The 21,712-nt window shown below is 28.6% G+C and carries 30 protein-coding genes and 2 pseudogenes; 20 read left to right on the top strand and 12 right to left on the bottom strand.

The features are described from left to right. The first annotated feature begins 193 nt into the window (after positions 1-193). The 7 genes from BTJ66_RS12505 to BTJ66_RS12470 all read left to right on the top strand — a co-directional run bounded on the left by BTJ66_RS12505 (position 194) and on the right by BTJ66_RS12470 (position 4,869). A complete protein-coding gene (locus BTJ66_RS12505; protein ID WP_099091272.1) occupies positions 194-532 on the top strand; it encodes a GNAT family N-acetyltransferase in 339 nt (112 codons plus the stop codon). Positions 533-556: 24 nt separating this feature from the next. Next, positions 557-976 (top strand): FosB/FosD family fosfomycin resistance bacillithiol transferase, encoded by a 420-nt coding sequence (gene fosB, locus BTJ66_RS12500; protein WP_099091271.1) that lies wholly within the window; start codon positions 557-559, stop codon positions 974-976. A gap of 12 nt (positions 977-988) precedes the next feature. Beyond that, positions 989-1,435, top strand: coding sequence for a GNAT family N-acetyltransferase (locus BTJ66_RS12495; protein ID WP_099091270.1), 447 nt, complete (start codon positions 989-991; stop codon positions 1,433-1,435). 337 nt (positions 1,436-1,772) lie between these two features. After that, positions 1,773-2,021 (top strand): hypothetical protein, encoded by a 249-nt coding sequence (locus tag BTJ66_RS13705; RefSeq protein ID WP_099091269.1) that lies wholly within the window; start codon positions 1,773-1,775, stop codon positions 2,019-2,021. A 99-nt stretch (positions 2,022-2,120) separates the two neighbouring features. Beyond that, a complete protein-coding gene (locus tag BTJ66_RS12485; protein WP_153043337.1) occupies positions 2,121-2,666 on the top strand; it encodes a hypothetical protein in 546 nt (181 codons plus the stop codon). 717 nt (positions 2,667-3,383) lie between these two features. Continuing rightward, positions 3,384-3,860: a DinB family protein gene (locus BTJ66_RS12480; RefSeq protein WP_099091267.1), complete on the top strand. Its 477-nt coding sequence runs from the start codon at positions 3,384-3,386 to the stop codon at positions 3,858-3,860. Between the two features lie 808 nt (positions 3,861-4,668). Next, positions 4,669-4,869: a hypothetical protein gene (locus BTJ66_RS12470; protein WP_099091265.1), complete on the top strand. Its 201-nt coding sequence runs from the start codon at positions 4,669-4,671 to the stop codon at positions 4,867-4,869. Positions 4,870-5,514: 645 nt separating this feature from the next. On the opposite strand, the gene BTJ66_RS12465 is transcribed toward BTJ66_RS12470, so the two are convergent. Then, positions 5,515-5,835 carry a nucleoside triphosphate pyrophosphohydrolase family protein gene (locus tag BTJ66_RS12465; protein ID WP_099091264.1) on the bottom strand — a complete coding sequence of 107 codons (321 nt, stop codon included), beginning with the start codon at positions 5,833-5,835 and terminating at the stop codon, positions 5,515-5,517. A gap of 221 nt (positions 5,836-6,056) precedes the next feature. On the opposite strand from BTJ66_RS12465, the gene BTJ66_RS12460 reads away from it, so the two are divergent. The 5 genes and pseudogenes from BTJ66_RS12460 (at position 6,057) to BTJ66_RS12445 (ending at position 8,729) form a co-directional block, all read left to right on the top strand. Next, a complete protein-coding gene (locus BTJ66_RS12460) occupies positions 6,057-6,272 on the top strand; it encodes a hypothetical protein (RefSeq protein ID WP_099091263.1) in 216 nt (71 codons plus the stop codon). Positions 6,273-6,761: 489 nt separating this feature from the next. Further along, positions 6,762-6,971 (top strand): hypothetical protein, encoded by a 210-nt coding sequence (locus tag BTJ66_RS12455; protein WP_099091262.1) that lies wholly within the window; start codon positions 6,762-6,764, stop codon positions 6,969-6,971. A 437-nt stretch (positions 6,972-7,408) separates the two neighbouring features. Further along, positions 7,409-7,657: a methyltransferase domain-containing protein gene (locus BTJ66_RS14055; RefSeq protein WP_420801889.1), complete on the top strand. Its 249-nt coding sequence runs from the start codon at positions 7,409-7,411 to the stop codon at positions 7,655-7,657. Beyond that, positions 7,603-7,863 (top strand): annotated as a pseudogene (locus tag BTJ66_RS12450) (methyltransferase domain-containing protein); the annotation flags it as partial. The gene BTJ66_RS14055 and the pseudogene BTJ66_RS12450, both read left to right, overlap by 55 nt. A gap of 302 nt (positions 7,864-8,165) precedes the next feature. Next, the gene (locus BTJ66_RS12445) at positions 8,166-8,729 is read left to right on the top strand and encodes a PepSY domain-containing protein (protein WP_099091260.1); all 564 of its coding nucleotides are present in this window, start codon (positions 8,166-8,168) and stop codon (positions 8,727-8,729) included. Between the two features lie 193 nt (positions 8,730-8,922). Here BTJ66_RS12445 and BTJ66_RS12440 read toward each other — a convergent pair whose 3' ends face one another. The 3 genes from BTJ66_RS12440 to BTJ66_RS12425 all read right to left on the bottom strand — a co-directional run bounded on the left by BTJ66_RS12440 (position 8,923) and on the right by BTJ66_RS12425 (position 11,747). After that, positions 8,923-9,531, bottom strand: a complete 609-nt coding sequence (locus tag BTJ66_RS12440; protein WP_099091259.1) for a hypothetical protein — start codon at positions 9,529-9,531, stop codon at positions 8,923-8,925. Positions 9,532-9,544: 13 nt separating this feature from the next. After that, entirely contained in the window at positions 9,545-10,072 is a 528-nt protein-coding gene (locus BTJ66_RS12435; RefSeq protein WP_238597640.1) for an Ltp family lipoprotein, read from the bottom strand. A gap of 1,048 nt (positions 10,073-11,120) precedes the next feature. Beyond that, entirely contained in the window at positions 11,121-11,747 is a 627-nt protein-coding gene (locus BTJ66_RS12425; protein WP_099091257.1) for a hypothetical protein, read from the bottom strand. A 350-nt stretch (positions 11,748-12,097) separates the two neighbouring features. On the opposite strand from BTJ66_RS12425, the gene BTJ66_RS12420 reads away from it, so the two are divergent. The 3 genes and pseudogenes from BTJ66_RS12420 to BTJ66_RS12410 all read left to right on the top strand — a co-directional run bounded on the left by BTJ66_RS12420 (position 12,098) and on the right by BTJ66_RS12410 (position 14,213). Beyond that, positions 12,098-12,469, top strand: coding sequence for a VOC family protein (locus tag BTJ66_RS12420; RefSeq protein WP_099091256.1), 372 nt, complete (start codon positions 12,098-12,100; stop codon positions 12,467-12,469). A gap of 553 nt (positions 12,470-13,022) precedes the next feature. Continuing rightward, positions 13,023-13,418: pseudogene (locus BTJ66_RS12415) on the top strand (CHAP domain-containing protein); the annotation flags it as partial. Positions 13,419-13,592: 174 nt separating this feature from the next. Continuing rightward, a complete protein-coding gene (locus BTJ66_RS12410) occupies positions 13,593-14,213 on the top strand; it encodes a CadD family cadmium resistance transporter (protein ID WP_161940559.1) in 621 nt (206 codons plus the stop codon). Between the two features lie 185 nt (positions 14,214-14,398). Here the strand turns inward: BTJ66_RS12410 and BTJ66_RS13700 are convergent, their stop codons facing one another. Together BTJ66_RS13700 and BTJ66_RS12405 are read right to left on the bottom strand one after the other, a co-directional pair. Then, positions 14,399-14,569: a hypothetical protein gene (locus BTJ66_RS13700; RefSeq protein ID WP_167380398.1), complete on the bottom strand. Its 171-nt coding sequence runs from the start codon at positions 14,567-14,569 to the stop codon at positions 14,399-14,401. Positions 14,570-15,070: 501 nt separating this feature from the next. Continuing rightward, positions 15,071-15,253: a CsbD family protein gene (locus tag BTJ66_RS12405; protein ID WP_099091255.1), complete on the bottom strand. Its 183-nt coding sequence runs from the start codon at positions 15,251-15,253 to the stop codon at positions 15,071-15,073. A 191-nt stretch (positions 15,254-15,444) separates the two neighbouring features. On the opposite strand from BTJ66_RS12405, the gene BTJ66_RS12400 reads away from it, so the two are divergent. Together BTJ66_RS12400 and BTJ66_RS12395 are read left to right on the top strand one after the other, a co-directional pair. After that, positions 15,445-16,086 carry a DUF2975 domain-containing protein gene (locus BTJ66_RS12400; protein WP_238597639.1) on the top strand — a complete coding sequence of 214 codons (642 nt, stop codon included), beginning with the start codon at positions 15,445-15,447 and terminating at the stop codon, positions 16,084-16,086. An 11-nt stretch (positions 16,087-16,097) separates the two neighbouring features. Next, on the top strand, positions 16,098-16,310 hold the full coding sequence (locus tag BTJ66_RS12395; RefSeq protein ID WP_099091253.1) for a helix-turn-helix domain-containing protein: 213 nt from the start codon (positions 16,098-16,100) through the stop codon (positions 16,308-16,310). Positions 16,311-16,410: 100 nt separating this feature from the next. On the opposite strand, the gene BTJ66_RS12390 is transcribed toward BTJ66_RS12395, so the two are convergent. Together BTJ66_RS12390 and BTJ66_RS12385 are read right to left on the bottom strand one after the other, a co-directional pair. Then, the gene (locus tag BTJ66_RS12390) at positions 16,411-16,683 is read right to left on the bottom strand and encodes a hypothetical protein (protein ID WP_099091252.1); all 273 of its coding nucleotides are present in this window, start codon (positions 16,681-16,683) and stop codon (positions 16,411-16,413) included. Positions 16,684-16,787: 104 nt separating this feature from the next. Continuing rightward, positions 16,788-17,285, bottom strand: coding sequence for a MepB family protein (locus BTJ66_RS12385; protein ID WP_099091251.1), 498 nt, complete (start codon positions 17,283-17,285; stop codon positions 16,788-16,790). Positions 17,286-17,435: 150 nt separating this feature from the next. Here BTJ66_RS12385 and BTJ66_RS12380 point away from each other — a divergent pair, with 150 nt between their 5' ends. Next, positions 17,436-18,251, top strand: a complete 816-nt coding sequence (locus BTJ66_RS12380; RefSeq protein ID WP_099091250.1) for an alpha/beta hydrolase — start codon at positions 17,436-17,438, stop codon at positions 18,249-18,251. Between the two features lie 102 nt (positions 18,252-18,353). After that, on the top strand, positions 18,354-18,536 hold the full coding sequence (locus tag BTJ66_RS12375) for a hypothetical protein (protein ID WP_099091249.1): 183 nt from the start codon (positions 18,354-18,356) through the stop codon (positions 18,534-18,536). Between the two features lie 75 nt (positions 18,537-18,611). On the opposite strand, the gene BTJ66_RS12370 is transcribed toward BTJ66_RS12375, so the two are convergent. Next, positions 18,612-18,812 carry a helix-turn-helix domain-containing protein gene (locus BTJ66_RS12370; protein ID WP_099091248.1) on the bottom strand — a complete coding sequence of 67 codons (201 nt, stop codon included), beginning with the start codon at positions 18,810-18,812 and terminating at the stop codon, positions 18,612-18,614. A 228-nt stretch (positions 18,813-19,040) separates the two neighbouring features. On the opposite strand from BTJ66_RS12370, the gene BTJ66_RS12365 reads away from it, so the two are divergent. Then, a complete protein-coding gene (locus BTJ66_RS12365) occupies positions 19,041-19,427 on the top strand; it encodes a VOC family protein (RefSeq protein WP_099091247.1) in 387 nt (128 codons plus the stop codon). A gap of 251 nt (positions 19,428-19,678) precedes the next feature. Here BTJ66_RS12365 and vraX read toward each other — a convergent pair whose 3' ends face one another. The 3 genes from vraX to BTJ66_RS12355 form a co-directional block, all read right to left on the bottom strand. Then, a complete protein-coding gene (gene vraX, locus BTJ66_RS13695) occupies positions 19,679-19,843 on the bottom strand; it encodes a C1q-binding complement inhibitor VraX (RefSeq protein WP_167380397.1) in 165 nt (54 codons plus the stop codon). 477 nt (positions 19,844-20,320) lie between these two features. Next, the gene (locus tag BTJ66_RS13980) at positions 20,321-20,455 is read right to left on the bottom strand and encodes a hypothetical protein (protein WP_274521119.1); all 135 of its coding nucleotides are present in this window, start codon (positions 20,453-20,455) and stop codon (positions 20,321-20,323) included. Positions 20,456-20,660: 205 nt separating this feature from the next. Then, positions 20,661-21,527 carry an arsenic resistance protein gene (locus BTJ66_RS12355; protein WP_099091245.1) on the bottom strand — a complete coding sequence of 289 codons (867 nt, stop codon included), beginning with the start codon at positions 21,525-21,527 and terminating at the stop codon, positions 20,661-20,663. Between the last annotated feature and the right edge of the window lie 185 nt (positions 21,528-21,712).

Below are 21,712 nucleotides of genomic sequence, written 5' to 3'. Positions count from 1 at the left end.
GAATATACTTATATTGCATTTTGATAAAAAATTACGCAGTACTATTTGTTAAAGTGAGCAATAATTTTAAGTAGTGAGTATCTTTTTACTTTTATGTTAGAATATTCTGTGAATTATAAAGTAAGGATGTGCTTTTATCGTAGAATATAAATTAGTAGAATTTCATTCACGTTATTGGGAACAAATTAATGAATTGATTAAGCGAGAAGGGTGGCAAAATCTTTTTGAAAATAAAAAAATGTATAGAAAATCTTTAGAAAACTCTTTAACAGTTGTTGCAGTTGATAAAAGCAGTAATGTTATAGGATTTATTAGAGGTATAACAGACGGTTACACGACTTTGTTTATCTGTGAGTTGTTTATAATAGAACAGAAAAGAGGTAGGGGCATAGGTAATGAGTTGATAAATTACTTACATAAAAAATATCCAGATACAAGAATTGACTTATTAGCAACAAAACATTCATCGAAATTTTATGAAAAGCAGGGATTTAGAATGTTTTATGGATATAGAAAAAATTTTAATAACTAAATTTCTAATACGAGGTGATAATGTATGATTCAATCTATAAACCACGTTACTTATTCAGTATCAAATATTAAACAATCCATAACTTTCTATAAAGATATTTTAAAAGCTAATATTCTAGTAGAAAGTGATAAAACAGCGTATTTCACTATAGGTGGTCTGTGGCTAGCGCTTAATGAAGAAAAAGATACACCAAGAAATGAAATTCAATACTCGTATATGCATATGGCTTTTACAATTGATGATAGTGAATTTGATAAATGGTATCAGTGGTTAAAAGATAATAATGTGAATATATTAGAAGGGCGCAGTAGAGACTTAAGAGATAAACAATCAATATACTTCACTGATCCAGACGGACACAAGTTAGAATTACATACTGGTACATTACAAGATAGGTTAAATTATTATAAAGAAGAAAAACCACATATGAAATTTTATATATAAGTAGGTTATATTATGACAATAGAAGCAAGGTTATTTGAAGAACACGATTTAAACAAAATTAAAGAATTACTAGTTTTATATGAAGATTTAGGTTATCCAACAATAACAGAGGATTTAGTTAATCGTTTGAAAAAGATATACAGTCATGAAGATTATTATTTGCTACTTTTAATAAAAGATGATGTGATAATCGGGTTGAGTGGTATGTGCAAAATGATGTTCTATGAAAAGAATGGTGAGTATATGCGTTTACTAGCATTTGTTATAAATTCTAATTATAGAGAAAAAGGTTATGGAACACTTTTATTAAAAGAGTCAGAAATTTTAGCAACTCAATTAGGATGTGAAGTAATTACTTTAAATAGTGGTAATAGAGAAGAAAGAGATAATGCGCATAGTTTTTATAAAAGTAATGGGTTTGAAAATAAATCATCTGGATTCTCTAAAAATTTAGAATAAGATCGAAATGCATGAATAGGTATTGAACATCAAACGGACAACTATATGTATATATTTCTCAATGCAGCATAGAGTGAATGTCAGATCTTCCTTTTAGATCGTTTAATGTACGTTAATTGGTTAGCAATTTGTGATAAAAGTTAATACTATATATAACTAACTTGCATTATATTGATTTTTAGAAGATAATTATAAAACAATAATTAAGAGGTGAATAATACTTGAATAGGTTAGCTAGTAAAAAAATATAACAATTATTGGTATAGTCAGTTTAATCATATTCGCTTTCATTTTTACGGTCGGTTACATATTAAGTAATATAGATACTGAAAATAAGTTGGAAGGTTACACAATTGCTATTAGTTTTATTGGAATTTTTGCTACATTTGGAGGTGCTTATTTAGGTGCAAAAATATCAGGGGAAAAAGCAAGTAAAATATCTAGAAATCAAATGATAATGGAAGATTTAAAAATGTATTCTATTAATAATAGAAATTTTTTAAAAGATTTTGATGAGAACATAGATAAAGCTTTAATCAAGAAAGTACATAATAAAAGAGAATTATCAAATGTCTTAGAATTTTAACATTATAAAATTTCTGTTTATAAATTACATAACGAAGTAATGGAACGCGGGAAGAAATATGATGGTGAATTATCTCATAGTGTGTTTTATCCTTTTGAATTGTATAGAATTAAACTTCATTATTTAAATAATTATGTAAAAAATATCAAGAATAAAATGCTAGACAAATATGAAGAAATTATTTATAAAGAAATACGTAAAGAATTTAATCAAGATGTTGATAGAAACCATTTGAAACTTAAGGAATATGATAATTTTAACAAAGTCTTTCTTAAACCAAATAGAGATAATTCAGTGAATTTTGTTGAATGTAGAATTGAAATCATACAAAATGAAGATACTATATTAGATACAATAAAAAATGAAGAAAATTTAACAAAGTATATAAATGAAAATTATGACCCTGATTATTCTTCTTTTCAAATAGGAAAAAGTGAAAATTACATCTATGAAAAAGAAGGTGAATATAAGGAAGAAAAAATAAAACTTGAAGTAGAAAATTTTGATGAAATAAATCGAATAGTAAATGATGCACAGGATGAATTGAAAGAGATCTTAGCTGAAGTTAAACTTTACTATGAAAAAATGATTTTCAAAAATGAAAATGATTTAAATGAATATATTTTAGGATTTTATGAGAAATAACATCATAAAAAGATAAAATATTATTTGTGTGAAATCATTGTAGTTGATAATTTATTTTTGTAATTTCAACTACATTTATTTAGCGAATATAAATCTCACGCATAAGGTAATGAATACGTATATGTTGCCCCAAAAATATGTTGTTTTTGCAATTTTAACATTATACACCCAATCGGTAAGGCAATATAAACATTGATATGACAATACTTATAGCGACTTTTAAATGTATACATAAACGCTTTAATGAACTCCCGCCGTCTCCATTATAGAGTCTGCAACCCATGTGGTTGTGGGCTTTTTATTTTTGTTGTATCAATTTTGCCCAAATACAAAAAAACTCACTTAACTTAAGATGATTATTATAGTAAGGCATTTCGATTCACCATATTCCTTTGAATCATCTGAAAAGTTATTTTAAAAGGGATAGTATACGTTACTTGGTGGATATAGATAACAGTGAAGTGCTAATTTATTATATCTATACATACCTAAAGTAAGTGCATATGAATTTCTTATAAAATACACTGCAACTGTTATCAGTTAAAAGATATGCTCTATACAAGAACAAATAGATGAAAGTTATCATTTAAATGTGTCACATATAGTGTGTGATAAAATAATCGTTGTCATATCCTTAAGATATAATTAAGCGAAACAACTGTGATAAAATAATATGTATATTATAATAATATAAAGCAAAATAATGGGGGATTAAACGTGATTAGAGACCAATTTCAAGATTCGTATAAATTATTAAATAAGCATATTAAAGATATTGATGAAAAGACGGCTACACTTCAACCAGACAGTGTTAATAATAATATTAAATGGCAATTAGGTCATTTAATATTGCTAAATGATTTTCTGGTATTTGAAACTATTAATGGAGAAAATGCATTAGAGCAAAGTGCTGCAAAATATTTTCTATGGGGGACATCACCATTAAATTTTGATGGAAATGAGCCCTCTTTTGACGAGTTGAAATTATTATTAAACGAACAACTTGATAGAATATTAAATAGTTTGGAAAAACAATTAAATAAAAGTAGAAATGAACCTATTGTTCTTAAAGATTCAGACATTGTTATGAATAATTTTAATGAGTCTATTCATTTTTCTATTATTCATACTAATCGACATATGGGTCAAATTGTATTATTAAAGTCTATGATTAATAAATTGAATTTAAAATGATTGGCTACCTAATTAATTATTAAAAAGGTAAGGGTAAATAATGATATAAGCCTATCCAAGCGAAGGTGTAGTGTTTAATTAGTAAATCCAACATTCACACCAAAAGTTATATTGAGTTAAAAACATTGTCGAGTTGGATAGCACAAAGCGTAGTTTATATTTATATCGTTGACAGAAGGGTATTCATATAAAGTGCATACAGTAAACGCTAGTAGGGTAAGTTAGATGTTCGATAAGCTATTCGCTAAGGACAGTTTCTTCTAATGTAAATCGCAGGCTATCGGAACAATATTTGTCAGTTTGAAACAGTATTTAAATAATACTAGGCAAACGATGACTTTAGTGCAAAAGAGGTGAATTATGAGATTAAAAAAGAGTTTAAAATATTCAGTAGTATTTTTCTTAATAATCACATTTTTAACAATTCTTTTTAGACCAACAGAAATTGGTATTGATGATATAATGAATGCTCATTTTTTCAAAACACTCATTTTGCTTAGTAATGAATTCATAAAAACATTAGCCGTAAGTTTGCCGCCTGCAATTGTAATATTTTTTGTTTACTATTTTTATATTTTAAAACCGAACCGCAAATAATAGTTAATGACAACTACTGGGTTGAAGTTGAATCATTGAATATAATATTTAATGAATATCAAGGGTTGGCACTTATGTGCTTGCCCTGTTTTTTATAAAATTAGTGATTATACATGAATTAGCAATGTTTTTAATGTGACAACTATGTTAGCTATACAACTATTAGTTTTTGTTATTATAGTTGTATATCACATACAAGGAGGCAATAATTATGTTTTTAGATATTCTTGGTTATGTATTTGGCATAGGATTTGTTGTATTTGGCATTTCTGCATTGGTTCTTTGGTTAACTGAGATCTATAAAATAATAAGTAAAAGTGATAAAAAGGTGAGCTACAAAAACAGTTTCTATTTTACTATATTAGCTATTGTTTGTGTCTTACCATTAATTATCATGGCGAATGTATTGTAGTTTATTTTAATTATGATTATGCTAACCATGTAAGTCAGTGAGTGGTTATAGTCTTTTATTAAATTTAACACTGAAAAACTTTTTATTAACAAGGAGATCTGAAATGTTGATATTTCTATTTATTTTATCGTGTGGTCTTTTAGGTTGTTATTTGATAAGGAGCTCTAAAAGAAAATAAGTAAGTGTCTTAAAGCTAAAATTTAAATAAACCTATTCAATTGATGTTTTTATTTAAGCACGAACTGTGTATGCTGTTTTAGCCATAAAGTAATTATATGAAAATAATGAATCTTGGTGAACAATGTAATAGATTATCATAACACACCACGTGAATTTCTTAAGCCACGCATATCAGAAGGGGCGTCATATTTTAGTGTTAGAGGTTAAGATGATGCCCGAACAATACTAGAGATAAATAAAATAGATAAATCTATTTTAAGATATGATCAATGATTCGATTTCAATGATAAGTTAATATTTAATATGGTTCTTTATCCAACAATGGAGTTACGCTGTTTTGACAGTAGCTATATTATAAACTGAAGTAGATTATTAAAAGCAGTTCAAGGGATATAATAAATGTCTCTATACAAAACAAAACTGATGTGAAAATCAGTCCTGTTAAATATAGAGGTTATAAAAAACTCACTCAATATTAAAATCATTTTGCTTTTTCTGGATAAAATTCTCAACGGCTTTACTTAAATCTATGTCACTTTTATCCGATATAACTGACAACCACCACACAACTTCACCGATTTTATATTCTAAATTATACGTGTCATCTTTTTTAGTTGGCCAAATACTAGCTTCATCCATTATCAGTCTACTTATTAAACCAACATCCGTGGACATAGCCAAGGCATCTTCTTGAATGTTCCACTTTCTTCCATGATGTTTTTCTTCTAAAGCATGATACGCTTCGCGAATTTTCATACTTTCTTCAACTATTTTATTTAATTCCATTAAACTACCTCCTAAAAGAACTTTACTAGAGTATACAGTATTGTTGCTGAAGAACAAGTGTTTTGATTTTGTGGAATATTTATATTTAGATAAGAACGTGAGTTCTATTATGTTCATGAGATGATTTACCGTAATAATAAGGTAGGTGAATCATTTGGAAGCACTGGGTTTAATGAAATAAGTGTATACGATATAATAATCAAAAAAGGGGACATGTAAAAATGAATTGTCAAATAGTATTAAAGAATGATGTATCTGTAACGGTTGAAAATTTTGAGTGCGTTAAAGCGCCCAGAAAAGTAGATGGTGAAATGAGATTATTTAAACAAGAGGATATTGAAAATTTAAATTTGCTTGATAATGTTACTTATACAATTATAGGTGATACGATTTTCAAAATTAAAGGTGAACAAATTCTATATTTGCATTTTAATTAAAATATTAAACATATTACAATCGCCACTGCCTTAATATAGGGTAGTGGTGATTATGTATTGAGAAAAGTTTTGTTGCGCATCGAAATATAATAAGAAATGAGTTACTGATAATAATAAAATAGGGGAATTATTGCTTTTTTAGTTTATACCACGAAAAAGAAAGTCATAATATAAAATGATTGCAGTGTTTGATTATACAGCATTGTGTGTTGGGAAAAAATGTAAAATAGATAATATTATAGAACACTATTCAGGGGTGAAAAATATATTAGCCACGCTAATTAAAATTATAGGTATATTGAAAATTTAGAAAAGGGTGGAGAAATTTTAAATTCCTTACAATATACTTATTTTCTCTTAATATTGTAAAACTTGTGATATATATTAAAGACCTAGAAATGAGTATAACTTTTTAATATACTAAAAATAATACCTATTGAAAGATAATTGACATTATATATACTTATAAAGGGGGAGAGAAGACATTTTATGGATATCGATATAATTAAATATTATTTAAATAGCGAAGAATATGATGGTGTGTTTTTGTATTTAAATGGCAATGATAAGAAGGATAGCATAGCAGTAAACAAGATAGATGAAACGTTATCAAACGAGAGTGCTTTGGTAATAACCGGTCCTTTTGAACAAGTTGTAAACTTGAATTATGTTACATTAATTCAACCATTTGGAAAATAGCATAAAGTTAGGAAACTATATTCAAAATAAAAAAAGTTCAGTAAAATAGCACTTATAGCATTTTTAAAATGCAATTATAAAAACTTTAATGAACGCTAGGCATCTTCGTATCTGAGCGCTCAACCGCAATGGTTGAGCGCTTTTTTTTATATTATAAGTAGCTGGATTTCATGAGACTCCTCTATTCATAAGATAGGACATAATTATTTCATTTTAATATATTATATATTAAAATGAAATATTACTATAATAGGTACATAAGTAATCGCATTATTTTTATGGTACATTTAATTAAATTGTTACAAAACGTGATATCAGTAAAGTAAAAGGTATAGTAGTCTGTGAAATAGGGGTGCTTAGATGAAAATGATTTTTGATAATGCTGAAAATATAGGTTTATATGGTAGAAGAAATGTATAGATGAGATATTGAATGATGTGGACATTATAAGAGAAAATGCTTTAGATATTGTCTGTGGCGGTGGCATATATACTTTTACTTTAAAAAGGTTAGGTTTTAATTGTGTCACAGGTATTGATAGTTCAAGTGTAATATTGAAATCTGCTAAAACTGAAAATTTTAAAAAAATAGATTTTAGAATTGGAGATTTTTTGATAATAATCTTTCTGATAATATGTATCAGTTTATTCTATCAAGAGCGGTTGTTCATCATATTAAGAACTTAGATAAAGCATTTTCAGAAACGTTTAGAGTGTTGAAAGAGGTCGGGATATTTTTAATTCAAGATAGAACACATGAAGATTTAGATGTCAAAGCTTCTCAAAGTAATTTAAGAGTCTATTTGTATGAGTTTAAGCCAAGTTTGAAAGCATATGATAAAGCTAGAAGACATAGTGAAAAAAGAGTGGAAAATTGTTTGATTTCAGCATGATTTAAAATTGTTAAAATGATAAAAATTATTGAATTTAGAAAAACGTATGGTGATTTAGACGAATTAAAAAAGGATTATATGTCAAGAAAAGGTAGAAGTATATTATTTAATTTAAGTGATAATTAGCTGAATGACTTTGTTGTTTTTTTAGCAAGTAAGATAGATCGAAAAACAAATATAGCAGAGGCAGATCCATGGACATTAAGGATTGGCAAAAAATAAGGCAACGACTTTGATTTTATTGTTTTGTTTTTTTAAAATATGGGAATTTAAAAATATAATTAACTTAGGAGGTAATATTTATGAAATTAAAAGGACTAGCGACTATAACAGCAACTGCAATATTATTAACTGCGTGCGGTAATGGATCATCAGATAGTGGTTCAAAATCTGAAGGTTCAAATAAAAAAAGTGATAACAATCAAGTTATTGCTTTAGATGAAATCAAAACAAGTCCTGAAGATGCTGTGAAAAAAGCCCAAGATGTATACAGTGGACAAAATTTAAAAGGTATATCTTATGAAAAAAGTAATGGCGAATGGGCATATAAAATTGAACAACAAAAATCAGGTGAAGAATCTGAAGTGATTATTTCAGATAAGAATAAGAAAGTGTTAAATGAAGAAACTGAAAAAGAAGATGCTATTAATAAAAATGATGAGTTTAAATATAGTGATGCTATCGACTATAAAAAAGCAATTAAAAAAGGCCAAAACGAGTTTGATGGAGATATTAAGGAATGGTCTCTAGCCGAAGATGAGGGCAAACTTGTATACGATATGGATATACAAAAAGGCAAAACTAAACATGAAATCACAGTGGATGCTAAAAATGGAAAAGTGTTAAATAACGAAGCAGATAATTAATTATATAGTCATCTAGTTGAATTAAAAGTGGGTCAGGTATATAAAATAAATCTTATTTGCTTCTATTAAAAAGAGTAACTTTATTATAATATATTATATTTTTTAAATTTTTTAAGGCAATCATTTTTGTAAAAGAAAAGCTTTAATATCTTAACTAATATTAAACACCCACCAATTATGGCGGGTGTTTTTATCATTCTTTGTATTTATCATACTTTCCATCAGCGATTTCTTGTTCAGATTTTTCAATTTCTTTCATTACTTCCTCAGCATTGTCACCATCATAATAGCCTTGTTCAATAGCTGTCTTGGTTTGCATTTCTCCTGATGACAAACCACCATTGTATTTCGCACGTAACTGTTCTTTATCCGCTTCAGCTTGTTCTTCAGCACTAAGCTCAGGTGTTTCATTAATTGATCTATTAACCTCTTCTGGATCAATTAATCCTGCATCGGTACCACCAGCAATATTTTGTCGATCCCAATCTGCAATTTCTTGTTTTGTTGGTTGTTGATTAGTTACTTGGGTTGCTTGTTGTTCCTGGGATTGATTACTTTCCGCTATTTGTTCTTCAGTAGCTGCTACTTGTTCAGAATTATCATTTTGATTAGCTTTCGGTTCATTATTTTTATCGACATGAGATTTCTTATCTTTGCTGTCTTTGGATTTTTTACCATCATGCTTTTTCTCTTTATTTGATGACTTAGCTTCTTTCTTATCATCCGTTTTGCTTTCTTCTTTATCCCCACATGCAGTTAATATTAAGAAACTTGCTAATAGTAAGCCTGATACTTTTTTCATTGGTCATTCCCCTTTAATTATCTAAATTATCTACTGCATACTGTGCTTGTTCTTCTGTGAATTTTTCACCATAAGAAGAAACTAATTGATCGTACACCGCGTCTTTTGACATACTTTGTTGTTCTGCATAATCTTTAGCTTTTTTCTTAGCATTTTCTTTATAATTAGCATTTAAATGTTCTAATGCGTAATTAGCCTCATCTTCTTTGAATTTTTCACCTGAATCTGATGTTAGTTGATCGTAAATACCTTGTTTCGACATATACATTGTATCAGAATATATTTTAGCTTTATTTAATGCCGCTTTTTCTTGTGACGTTGCATTGCTATCGTTTGTACTAGAGTTTGAACTTGTATTATTTGTGCTGAAACTAGCTGTACATGCTGTAATTCCTATTATTATAATCACTAGTAATATCAAACATCCACAACCCGAACCACAGCCCCACAGCCAACCTTTTTTAGTTTTACTCATCTTTTGTTGGTTTTGGTGTTCTTGGAATTTTTGCCATTGTTCCTTATTATATTGTTCTTCTGTCAATCTAAACGCCCCTTTGTATTTAAATAATTAAACAATCTTCAGTAAAAAATGAATAATGTGATAATATAATTATTCAGTAATCTTACTATAAATAATTTATAAACTTAATTGTACTATATATAATTCGAATGGGTGATAATAAAAAGTTATCATTAAAAAAATTATTGATAAATATGCTTATGATTCTCTTAGTTGTCTATTTAAATGATGTATCTTACATGGAATTAGAATTGAAAAAGGACACGAAACATAAAGGGAACTATAGAAGCTTTTTAATTGCTTACAATATTGCAAGATTATTTTATCTGAGTATCACTACTAAAGTGTTAATGATTGTTATTCTTGAGAAAGTAAAGAAGAAGGATGTCTATAAACAAGAGAGGAATCATCTTATCTAGTATAGTTATACTTATAGTTGTAATCAGTGTAGGATTATTTTTATGGAAAGGATATACAGAAAATTACAAGAACAGTAAAACAGTTAGATCCTTTAATTAAATGTGAAAACTACTAAGTTAAGATAGGCGTTCATTATAAATTTAATGGAAAAGATGATTTATTTCAATTCACTTATAAAAGTAAAGGTACGGATGAAAATTAAAAAACAAAAATATTGCTTTTAATACGCGGAGAAACGAAAAAAGGTCAATATATAAAGGTTGAATCATTATTAGATGAAACAAAGCGCTATAAAGAAATAAAGCAATCAGATATACCATAAAAAGCTAGCTATCATATTTAATGGAACAGGCTGTGACAAATGAATTGTCTCGGATTTTTCAAATTGTTACTCATATCTAATTGATTTGAAATAGGTTTATATCAAGTTCGTTTCAAATCTAATGATTATTGACAAAGTTGGGTGAAGAAATTTTTTAGAATAAATAAGATTTCTGAGCCGTTTCCTCTATAATTTAAAGTTATAAACATGAGATAGACCCACCTTGATAAAGAGGTGGGTCTATCTCATGTTATATAGTGTGTTTTTAATAGAGATATTATACAAAATAGCACCATAATTAGTTAAATGTATAGCTACCTTTATGATTTAATCGTTAATTTCATTATTTGGTTTAAATGTACCCATAGGTGTTTCAATTGAATGGTTATTTTCATCTGCTATTTTTTGAACCTGTTTATTTAGTATTCGATTGTATTCTTTTTTAGAAACGCTATTTACTTTAGGCACATTATTTTCTAATTGTTGGTATTCTTCATTCGTCATACCTTTTGGTGCTATGCCTCCGAAAGGTCTTAGACCTTGTCGAGTTTGGTTTTCGTTGCTATCTGAATCAGAACCACTAGACTGTGCTTGCATTGAATTTGATTGTTCTCGTGACTGGTCAGTTTCTTGCGTGCTTTGTTGTTCTTCAGTGTTTACTTGTTCTTGAGATTGATCAGGTTTCTGGTTATCTATTTGTTTTTGTTGAGCTTGGTTGTTAGTTGCGTGTTCTTCAGTAGTTTCAGGCTGTTCAGTGCTATTACTTTGATTCGTACTTTGTTCATTGCTTTTATCACTATGCGATTTTTCATCTTTGTTACTGTTATTCGATTTTTTATGTTTTTCATCCGATGATTTTGTTGCTTTCTTATCATCTGATTCGCTTTCTTCTTTATTTCCACATGCTGCTAATACTAAAAAACTGGTTAATAATAAGATTAAGACTTTTTTCATTTACTTGCCTCCTAAATTTATTTTCAATTTTATTGTGCTATACATAAAATGCAAAAAACACAAGAATAATTGCTAAATTTATATATATTTAATTGGATTGTGTAATGTGAAAAGTAGGTGTCATATTAAAAAGTATAAAGACTATCCTGATGTTTAATTTTAAAAAAGAACGATATTATTACTTAGGTAGTATCCCGTCACTCAATGTAGTGGCTTTTTAATGTAAAAAATTGAATCTCTGATATTCAGAACGTGGACATGAATATATCCAAATGTTTGATACATATATGTTTCTATATTATGTAAAAATGGGTATGAGGTATATATCAAAACGAAGGAGTTTTACATTAATGGAAAAATTAAACCAAGTTATGTTATATGTTGATGACCAAAAAGAAGCAGTTTCATTCTGGAGAGAAACAATGGGGTTTGTAGTTATTTCTGAAGAAGAAATGGCAGAAGGATTTAAAGCTGTAGAAGTTGCACCAAATGAATCGGTTGAAACATCTTTATCGATTATTGAAAAAGCATTTATGAAACAATATAGTCCAGAAGTAAGTCTTGCTACACCGTCGTTAATGTTCAAAGAAAAGGACTTTGATGCACTCTATGAGAAATTGAAAGAGAAAGGCCTGACTGGTCATGATATTATTGAAATGTCAGGTACACGTGTATTTAATTTTCAAGATGGACAAGGGAATTATTTTGCAGTGAGTGATTAAAATAAAAAGCAGATTTCATACCACTATGAAATCTGCTTTTTATTATATGATAATGAATTAGCTTACAATATTGAAGATTTCAGAACGTTGAAGCGTTTCAGAGATAAAGCATTTTGGATATTTATATAAAAATTCGATACTTAGCTTGAATTTCATTAGCAATGAAGCATAGTCATAGGGCTTGTTACATTGTATTTACTAGAAAATCTAAAGCATAATTTAATATTTGTTACGCAAACATTTTAATAAAAGGTTAAATAAGTGATGGGGATTTCAAATAGGCGTTAAATTTTTTGAATTTTATTGTCTCTCTCATGATTATATTCTATATGATTTTAACTTATTGGTTTATTAGACCCATTTTAGTGAAAAATAAAATGAAAGTCATATGAAGTTAATGAAAGGAATATTTATGTCGAATTATATTATTAAACGGGCTATATTAGCTACGATTATTACTGTAGGAATTATTTTTAGTGTTCAAGCGAATCACGTAGAAGCAGCAACTCAGTATACGCAAGATGAAGCAATAAACCATGTTGAATCACTTAATGGCCAAGGTTGGGATTATGATAATGAATATGGATGGCAGTGCTTTGATCTTGTTAATGAGCAATGGGATTATTTATATGGACATGGCTTAAAAGGTGATTATGCAAAAGATATTCCTACAGAAAATAATTTTATAGGTGAAGCAAAAGTATACGAAAATACCGAAGACTTTAAAGCAACAGCAGGCGATATCGTTGTATTTAACGACGCTTATGGTAACGGCGCAGGACATACGGCAATTGTTACTAATGGTAATTACGACGGAAATTATACTCAATTCCAATCATTAGACCAGAATTGGGAAGGTGGCGGCATGGATAAAACAGAAGTTGCACATAAAGTTACACATGATTATGACCCGGAAATGATTTTTATTAGACCCGTATATAGCAATTAAATAGAATAAAATATAAATCAAAAACAAACACGCGAGTTAATATGAGCGTGTTTGTTTTTAGTTATATGGAATAGTTAATTTAAAGTATATTGATTCAAAAATATATAATGACACCTTCAATTAAGAAATAAGATTTTGTACAATGTAGGTAAACGTTTATTTATGAGGTGTGCCATGGTTCAAATCATCATTACAGCAATAATTTTGTATACAGCAACTGCAGTGGATTTATTAGTGATTCTCTTATTATATTTTGCGAAAGCATCTAGTAAAAAAGAATATCATAATATCTATTTCGGACAATATGTGGGTTCATTTATTTTGATAGGTGTAAGTTTATTTTTTGCATTTGTGCTCCATTATGTTCCGGAAAAATGGATTTTGGGATTATTGGGTCTTATTCCAATTTACTTAGGTGTTAAAGTTGCTTTGTCAGGTGATTGTGCCGGTGAGGAGCGTGCAAAAAAAGAATTAAATGAAAAGGGGCTATCCAAGCTAATAGGTGTGGTGGCGCTCGTTACAGTTGCTAGTTGCGGCGCAGATAATATTGGATTGTTCGTGCCATATTTTTTAACATTAAATTTTAGTGAGATTAGCGTGACATTAATGGTATTTACAATTATGATATTTATATTAGTTTTTTCTGCTCAATGTTTGTCGGAGATAACAGGTGTTGGAGGAATAATTGAAAAATATAACCGGTGGATTATGGCTGTGATTTATATTGGATTAGGCGTATTCATCATAATAGAAAATGAAACACTCAATACACTTTTAAAGATGATTGTGCACTAAAAGCGCTATTTCTTAGTTTTTAGTAAAACAAAAATATAAAACTTGCTGTGTAATTTTTTAATATTGGCCATTTGTAGGTCACATGACAAATCAGGACGGGTTATCTATTGATAACCCGTCCTGATTGTTTATGCTATAATTTTCACATTGAAATTTAGCTTCAGTGTGTGTCTATATATATAAAATTAGACTTTTGTTTTTCTTTCATCAACATTTGTAGATAATATGTTTAAATAACGCTCCACATTAATAGATGATGTGTCTTTTGGAAATGAATGTGTGAATATATGTCCATTAATTGTTTTAACCGTGTAGCTTATATCGATAGCGCCAATTTCATATTTAATAATTTTCATAGAAGTCCCCTTAAAATCGCATTTTATAGAATTAAATATAGTATGAGTGAACTATAATTCCGCAATGATATGCTATTTTCATCATAAAATACATTTCTTATAGAAATGATAAGATTTGTTTAATTGTACTATATATAAACTTATTTGCAACTAAAAAGTGAGCAATACTTAATATATGCTTTTCGTCACAACATTTTTAATAGGTTATCCCAAAAATGGAGTAAGGCAGAAATCAAATGTTATTAAAAAGATTTGATCATTTTTCCTAGTCAAGTAGGATTAGAATTAAAATCGAATAAAAGGTTTACCTGCGCTGTGGCTCATGCATAAGATTCACCAATGCAATAAATTGAGAAGTGTTTTTAAGGATAACCTGAGCTTTGGCTCATGCATAAGCCCCACTAACTCAATAAATTGAGAAGTGGGGCTAAAAGAAGGGTGGGACGAATCTAATATGTCCTAGACTCAATTTAGGTGTTACAACCACGCGTAGTCATAATATTATTTTTTTAACTTATCTATAAAATCATTTACTTTATCTTTTGCATTTTCAGTTACTTCTTTAGCTTTACCAGAAGCTTTATCTTCTTTGCCCTCTTGTTCAAGTTCTTTATTATCCATAACATTGCCTGCTGTTTCTTTTAGGTTACCTTTAACTTGTTCAAATTTACTATCATCTGCCATATGATTCACCTCAAAAGTATATTTTTTTAAAAGTTCTTATACATATAATATACAAAATCATAAAATTTAACGCAATTAAAGTACTTTCAGACATCGTCCGAACAAAAATTATCGTTTAACGATAAAAAAGTATTGATAAATAATAAATTATTGATATAATGAACCTAATCTTAAATAAAGGAGTTTCGCTAATGAATACATTTAATAGTAAATCATTTAAGTTATTGATTAGGTTCTTGATTATTATCGTGACCATTGCATTAGTTGTTACATCATTAAGCATTATACCTTTGATTATTGGTATTATAGGTTTGATTATTATTCCTTCCTCATTTATCAATGATATAATAAGTGAAAATAAGGATAGTTTATATGATGCATTTAATGTATCGAGTAAGACCTTGTCTAAGCATGATTTAAGTGATTTTACTTTTTATAAACCTTCAGTAATAATATTATTAATTTTGATAATCGGATTAGTTACTATTTATATGATTGGCATTTATTATGTAAGAAAGTGGCTGAAAAATATTAATCAACAAGAGATATTCACATTAAAAAATGCAAATTTAATCGAAAAAATTGCTTATTGTTTTTTCGCAATTGGTATTTACGAAGCTATTTTAGGTTTGGCTCGTTATTATGTCTCTTATACATTTGTAAATGGTAATAGCAAACTTTTATCTTTGATGGATAATGATGTAGAATCAGTTGCGGATTTTATATTTAGTGTTAATTTTGCATTTGTTTTTGCTGGTATTATTATTTGGATAATAGGTAGAGTTTTTAAATATGGTATGTTTTTACAAGAGGAATACGATAGTACCATTTAGGAGATTATTTTATGATAATAATTAGGTTAGATAGGATATTAGCAGATAGAAAAGTTAAACTAAGTGAACTTGCAAATGAAATTGATATAACAATTGCCAATTTATCCAATCTTAAAACTGGAAAGGTTAAAGCAATTAGATTTTCAACTTTAGATGCTATTTGTAAAGCACTTGATTGTCAGCCGGCAGATATTATTGAATATGTCGAAGATGAGCATAACTAAATGATAAAAGTTAAGTATTGTACGCATTACTTAAAGGAAGGTTTCAAACAAATGAAATCTTCCTTTTTTATAATTAAAATTCATTCATGTGTTATGGATTTTATTCATCAAGTAATTGTTGAATTTCGGTATATTTTTGTGCACTCAACGTACCTAATGGACTTTGTTCAATTTCAAATAGGAGAAAATCATCCGTTGAAGCGAATGAAGTTTTGATTTTTTCGCAAATTGTATTTTTGTTTAAGTCACTTTTTAAAAGCCATAATCCTCTGTAAATGAATAAAGCACTACCTAGGGCATTTAACTGGGCTGGTAATTTTTCATAACCATAGGAAATTGAATTTAAATTATAAGATAGTATATACTTTGACATTTATATCACGCTCCTAGATAAGCATACCATTAACTGTCTCTAAAAAGTTGGAGAAAGTATGCTTACTATAGCCTATTAATTTGTTTTGAGTCACTAATTGAACATTATGTCTTAATTGGTAATAATTTTTTTAGCAATGTATAGTCTGTTTCATTTGTTAAATCAATAAAGTATTTTGTTTGCCATAGTTGAGTTTGCTTAGCCGTACGATTTAAATTGCTTTCCCAAGTAGGATACACGCGCATTGCCATTTTACCTTGCTTGTTTTTAACGTAGAGTAAATCTTGTGCATATAACTCAGGTTTAGGAATAATAAAAAGTCCTTTGTGTATGCTATCTATTATAGTAATGATTAAATAATCTTTAGCTTCTTGATATGTAAAGGCTCTGTTTTTGTTATCAGTTCCTTTAGTCCAAAAAGCAACAAAGTAGCCAGATTTTGTTGGTGTTTTTTTAGCTAGTCTACATCTAATTTGATGACAATTTAATTGAAAGCAAAAACTTTCATATTCTGAATTATAGGCCTCGTATTCGACATGATTTAATTCATTTATATCTAGTGCTTTAAATAATGAGTTGAGTAATGTGATTGATTGGTACATAGGTTATCCTTTGAAAAATGTATTTTATATGGACTAGTATACCATCCACGGAAATGATAGATAAAGACACGATAAACATTGAAGTATAAGTTGTTAAAATAAGGGTAATAAGTAATTGGTGCAAGATAACAATAAAATGGAGTGGTCAATATGCATTATATAAAATATGTTGAATCAAAAGATCATACTAAACTTTATATGAAAGTGAATGATGTTCAAGAAGCAAAGGCGAATGTCATTATCGTCCACGGGTTGGCTGAACATTTAGATCGTTATGATGCGCTTACTGAATATTTAAATACAAGTGGATTTAATATTATGAGATATGATCAAAGAGGACATGGTCGTTCGGAAGGCCAACAAACCTTTTACAATAATCACAATGAAATCGTTGAAGATTTAGAAGCCATCGTAAACGATGTAAAGGGACACTTCGAAGGGAAGGTATACTTAATCGGTCATAGTATGGGAGGTTACACAATAGCACTATATGGAACGCAGTACCCAAATACAGTGGATGGCATGATTACTTCTGGCGCATTAACGCGTTACAATCATGCGTTGTTTGGCAATCCTGATAGAAATATAGCAGCTGATACTTATATTGAAAATAGTTTAGGTGCAGGGGTGTGTTCTGATAAAGAAGTAATGGAGAAATATGAACTTGATGATTTAAATGCGAAACAAATTTCAATGGGGCTTATCTTTACAATAATGGATGGTATTTCGTATTTAAAAACGCATGCTCAAACATTTACTGATCACGTTTTGATATTACATGGGAAAGAGGATGGGTTGGTCAGTTATCTAGATTCTTTACAATTTTATCAAGAAATTGGATCAGAACATAAATCACTTCACATCTATGATCGTTTGCAGCACGAGATATTCAATGAAAGTGCCTATAACAAGCATATATTTCATGAGATAGTGGCGTGGCTAGAGCTTGAATTAACCACTCATTAAAAAATAGTTACGAGAATAAATTCATTTAAAATTAGATATTTTGTTTGATTTGTTTTAGAAAAACATAGCATTTATAATGAGTAAAATAGAGGAGTGATGGACATGGAAATTAAAACACTGCATATGCAATATGAAGAAAGTTTTAGTGATTTTGATCAACGTGTGAATGAATTTTTACAATATGTCAATGATAAACAACATTGGGAATTAGTAAGTATTACACCATCAGTAACAAACAGCGTAGAAGGTGTAGACTATATTATTACAGTAGTATTCAAAAAATAGAGCTACAAAAAAGTGGGAAACGGATATCGTTTTCCACTTAAACTTATAGATTAAATTAAGGAAGCGTGTTTTAAGTTACTTACTAAACACTTTTTCAGAAACATTAAAATAATCTGCTAAAATAGATGCATATTTATTTGAAATATTGCGGTAGCCATTTTCCCAATCCCAAATCTGGCAAATTCTAATATCTGTGTTATAACTAGAATTTAAATTAAGAGCTAATCTTGAAATGCTTAAATTAGCTTTTTCTCGTAATTCCATGAGGTTCTTCATCATCATTCACTCCTAAAAATAGATAAATAAGTATCCGTAGACTATTTTAATATATATATTTCTGTAATACAAACTTATACTATTTTAAAATAGTACGAAATATAATAAACTGTGTTTAAGCTTTTATAAATATATAATTTAGATATGAATTCAAAGTGAAGATTGTATTTGGCGATGTGTCATAAGTATTCGATATGGGAATATATTTAATAGAGAAGGAGGCTATTCATGAAGATTATAGCGATGAGTATCTTTGTAGATGATCAAGATAAAGCACAACAATTTTATACAGAAAAGTTAGGGTTTAAGACGAAACATCATATTGAAATTGATGGTGGTTTCAAGTGGTTGACAGTTACAGAAAATCATTCATCTAATCCGGTTGAAATCGTATTAGAACCTAACGCTAGTCCTATTGCTAAAAATTATCAAGAGGGCTTATATGAAGCAGGTATCCCAGTAACAATGTTTGGTGTAGATAACTTGGAAAAAGAGCATGAAACATTAGTTAATCAAGGTATTCATTTCCATACGGCACCTAAAGAAGTTGAGGGTGTCAAATATGCAATTTTTGATGATACATGTGGCAATTTAATTCAGATTGTAGAGCAATAAGTTGAACTACATGTTCATCTTTTAGCTATTGATATAAATGTGTCAGATGTATGTTATTAGAACATTGTAATGATAGCGTATAAACTAATGTGTCTTATGTCTGAAGACAGAAATGGCGTCAAATACACCTATTGTATTTGACGCCATTTCTAATTTGAATGATTGGCCTCTACCATGCTATTTTTTAATAAACTTAAGATTCCTTATATGTGAATGCATTGATAGAATTTATATATCGAAAATATTGATGCCTACTTTTTCATCTTATCAATATCTTGTGAAACGAGTAATAGTAATTCTTCTGTTTCGGCATCAGTTAAATCATCAGAACCTTTGATTCTAATAACTGAACCTTTATCTGTTTTTACATGATAGATAGGTTCATCGTCTTTATAAACCTTGCGAAGTACTTCCATTTCATCACCCTTTGTTTTAAAATATTTCTATTCAAATACATCGTGATTTTAAAGAAATGCATTGTGATTATTGCTAAGTTCAACTTTGTAATTAAACTGTTTTTTTATTAATGCTTTATATATAGGATAACTTTTTATTAAATTATTTTCCAACAGTATGACTGGTTTTATTAAATTTAATCTGATAATAGTATTAAATTAGACATATTTGTTGAATGAATTAATAATTCGAGATTATTTTGTTCAAATTACTTATTTGTGTTTTTATTTAATATAATTCGGGTATATATAACTAAGCACAAGAAGTCCTCCAAACTCTAGTGCTGATTATATTTTCAAGGTTGGCGCCACTTTGCGGAGTGGCGTTTTTTAATTTTGAAAAAGCTTAATTTTAGCTTTGGTAAGTATAAAAAAGTCCCGAGACATCATTGATGTCTTGGGACTGCATGGTTATAAATAACATAAAATATAAAATAACTAAAACTGATCACTTGTTCTATCTTCATCCACACTATCATCTTCTATTTCATCATCAATGACTATAGTTAACAACGGTTTAATTAAAAAACCAATGCTAATGATGCCTAATAAAGTTAAAAAAATTTTTTTCACTATTCCATCTCCTAAGCTTATTTCATGATTTGAAAATAAATGACACATATCTTATTTGTTATTTTATATCATAAAGTAACAAATTACGATTAATATCAATTATACCTAATGTTTTAATTGTATCGTATTGAAATATATAAGTATAAAAACCAGAAATTTTATTTTAATTTTCGAACAATACAGCTGGGTATTTTTCAATACTTAGTTATTTAATTAATTTAGGTATGATTTTAATGTAGATAAGTTCGCCAAGTAATTCAATTAGTACTTGTGTAATAATCACTGTCGTAGTTATTGTAACCCAATAATCTGGTAATGATAATGCAAGAGGGAGTATAACTAATGCATTTCTAGTACTCGCACTAAATGCCAATGTTCTCAAAATAGGTGTTTTTAAGTGGAAGCATTTTCCGCTTAAAAAGCCTATAAAAGGGGCAATAGTAATAAAAATAATAAATATTGGTGCAACAGTTGTAACAATTGATAAATCGTTGATGATTTTATTGATTTGTGAACCTACGACAGTGAATAACACAAGAGCCATAAAGAGTTCAGGTAACCATGAAGTTGCAGTTAAAGTCCGAGACATCATATGGGATGCTTTACTAGCCAATTGTAATATGAGCGCTAATAACAATGGAACAATAATAAATGTAACAAACGATTTTATAAATGGTTGGATATCTACTATGACGAGCATGTCCTTACCTAAAAATAATGTTAAAAAAAGAGGCAATAATAAAATTTGTAAAATAAACAATAGACCAATTAATATCGCTGTTGAGTTTATATTGAAAATGGATATTAATATGTAAACGAAAATAGGTATGAATACAAAATTAGCAAGGATGAGTGCCAAAATGTATTTTAGGCTTAGCACATTTTTCTTTAATTTAAAAAAAGGGATTTGTGCAAACATGCTGAACATAAGGATCGCTATAAAGATAGCAATAAAATGTTCTAAAGCATCAGATGTGGTTGGGAATATGATGCCTACCATTACTCCGAGGATGAATGCGGTAAAATAGATATAGATTTGAAAGTGTTCAATCTTCGTTTTGAAATGTTGCATTGTAACCTCACCTTAATGTAAAATGCTTAAAAATTAAAGACATACTTTATAAAATAAAGAGGCTGGGACATAAATACCCAATCTCAAAAAAAGAGGGCTAATCCTTTATGGGTTAGTCCTCTTTATATTTAAAATCTTACGATTTTGACCGTGCATGCTTGCCTGGGGTATGGTTCGAGCCTGTA

It is taken from the genome of Staphylococcus edaphicus (assembly GCF_002614725.1).
Classification (GTDB): domain Bacteria; phylum Bacillota; class Bacilli; order Staphylococcales; family Staphylococcaceae; genus Staphylococcus; species Staphylococcus edaphicus.
Note: the sequence above shows the minus strand (reverse complement) of the source record. Positions and strands in the feature narration are given on the sequence as shown.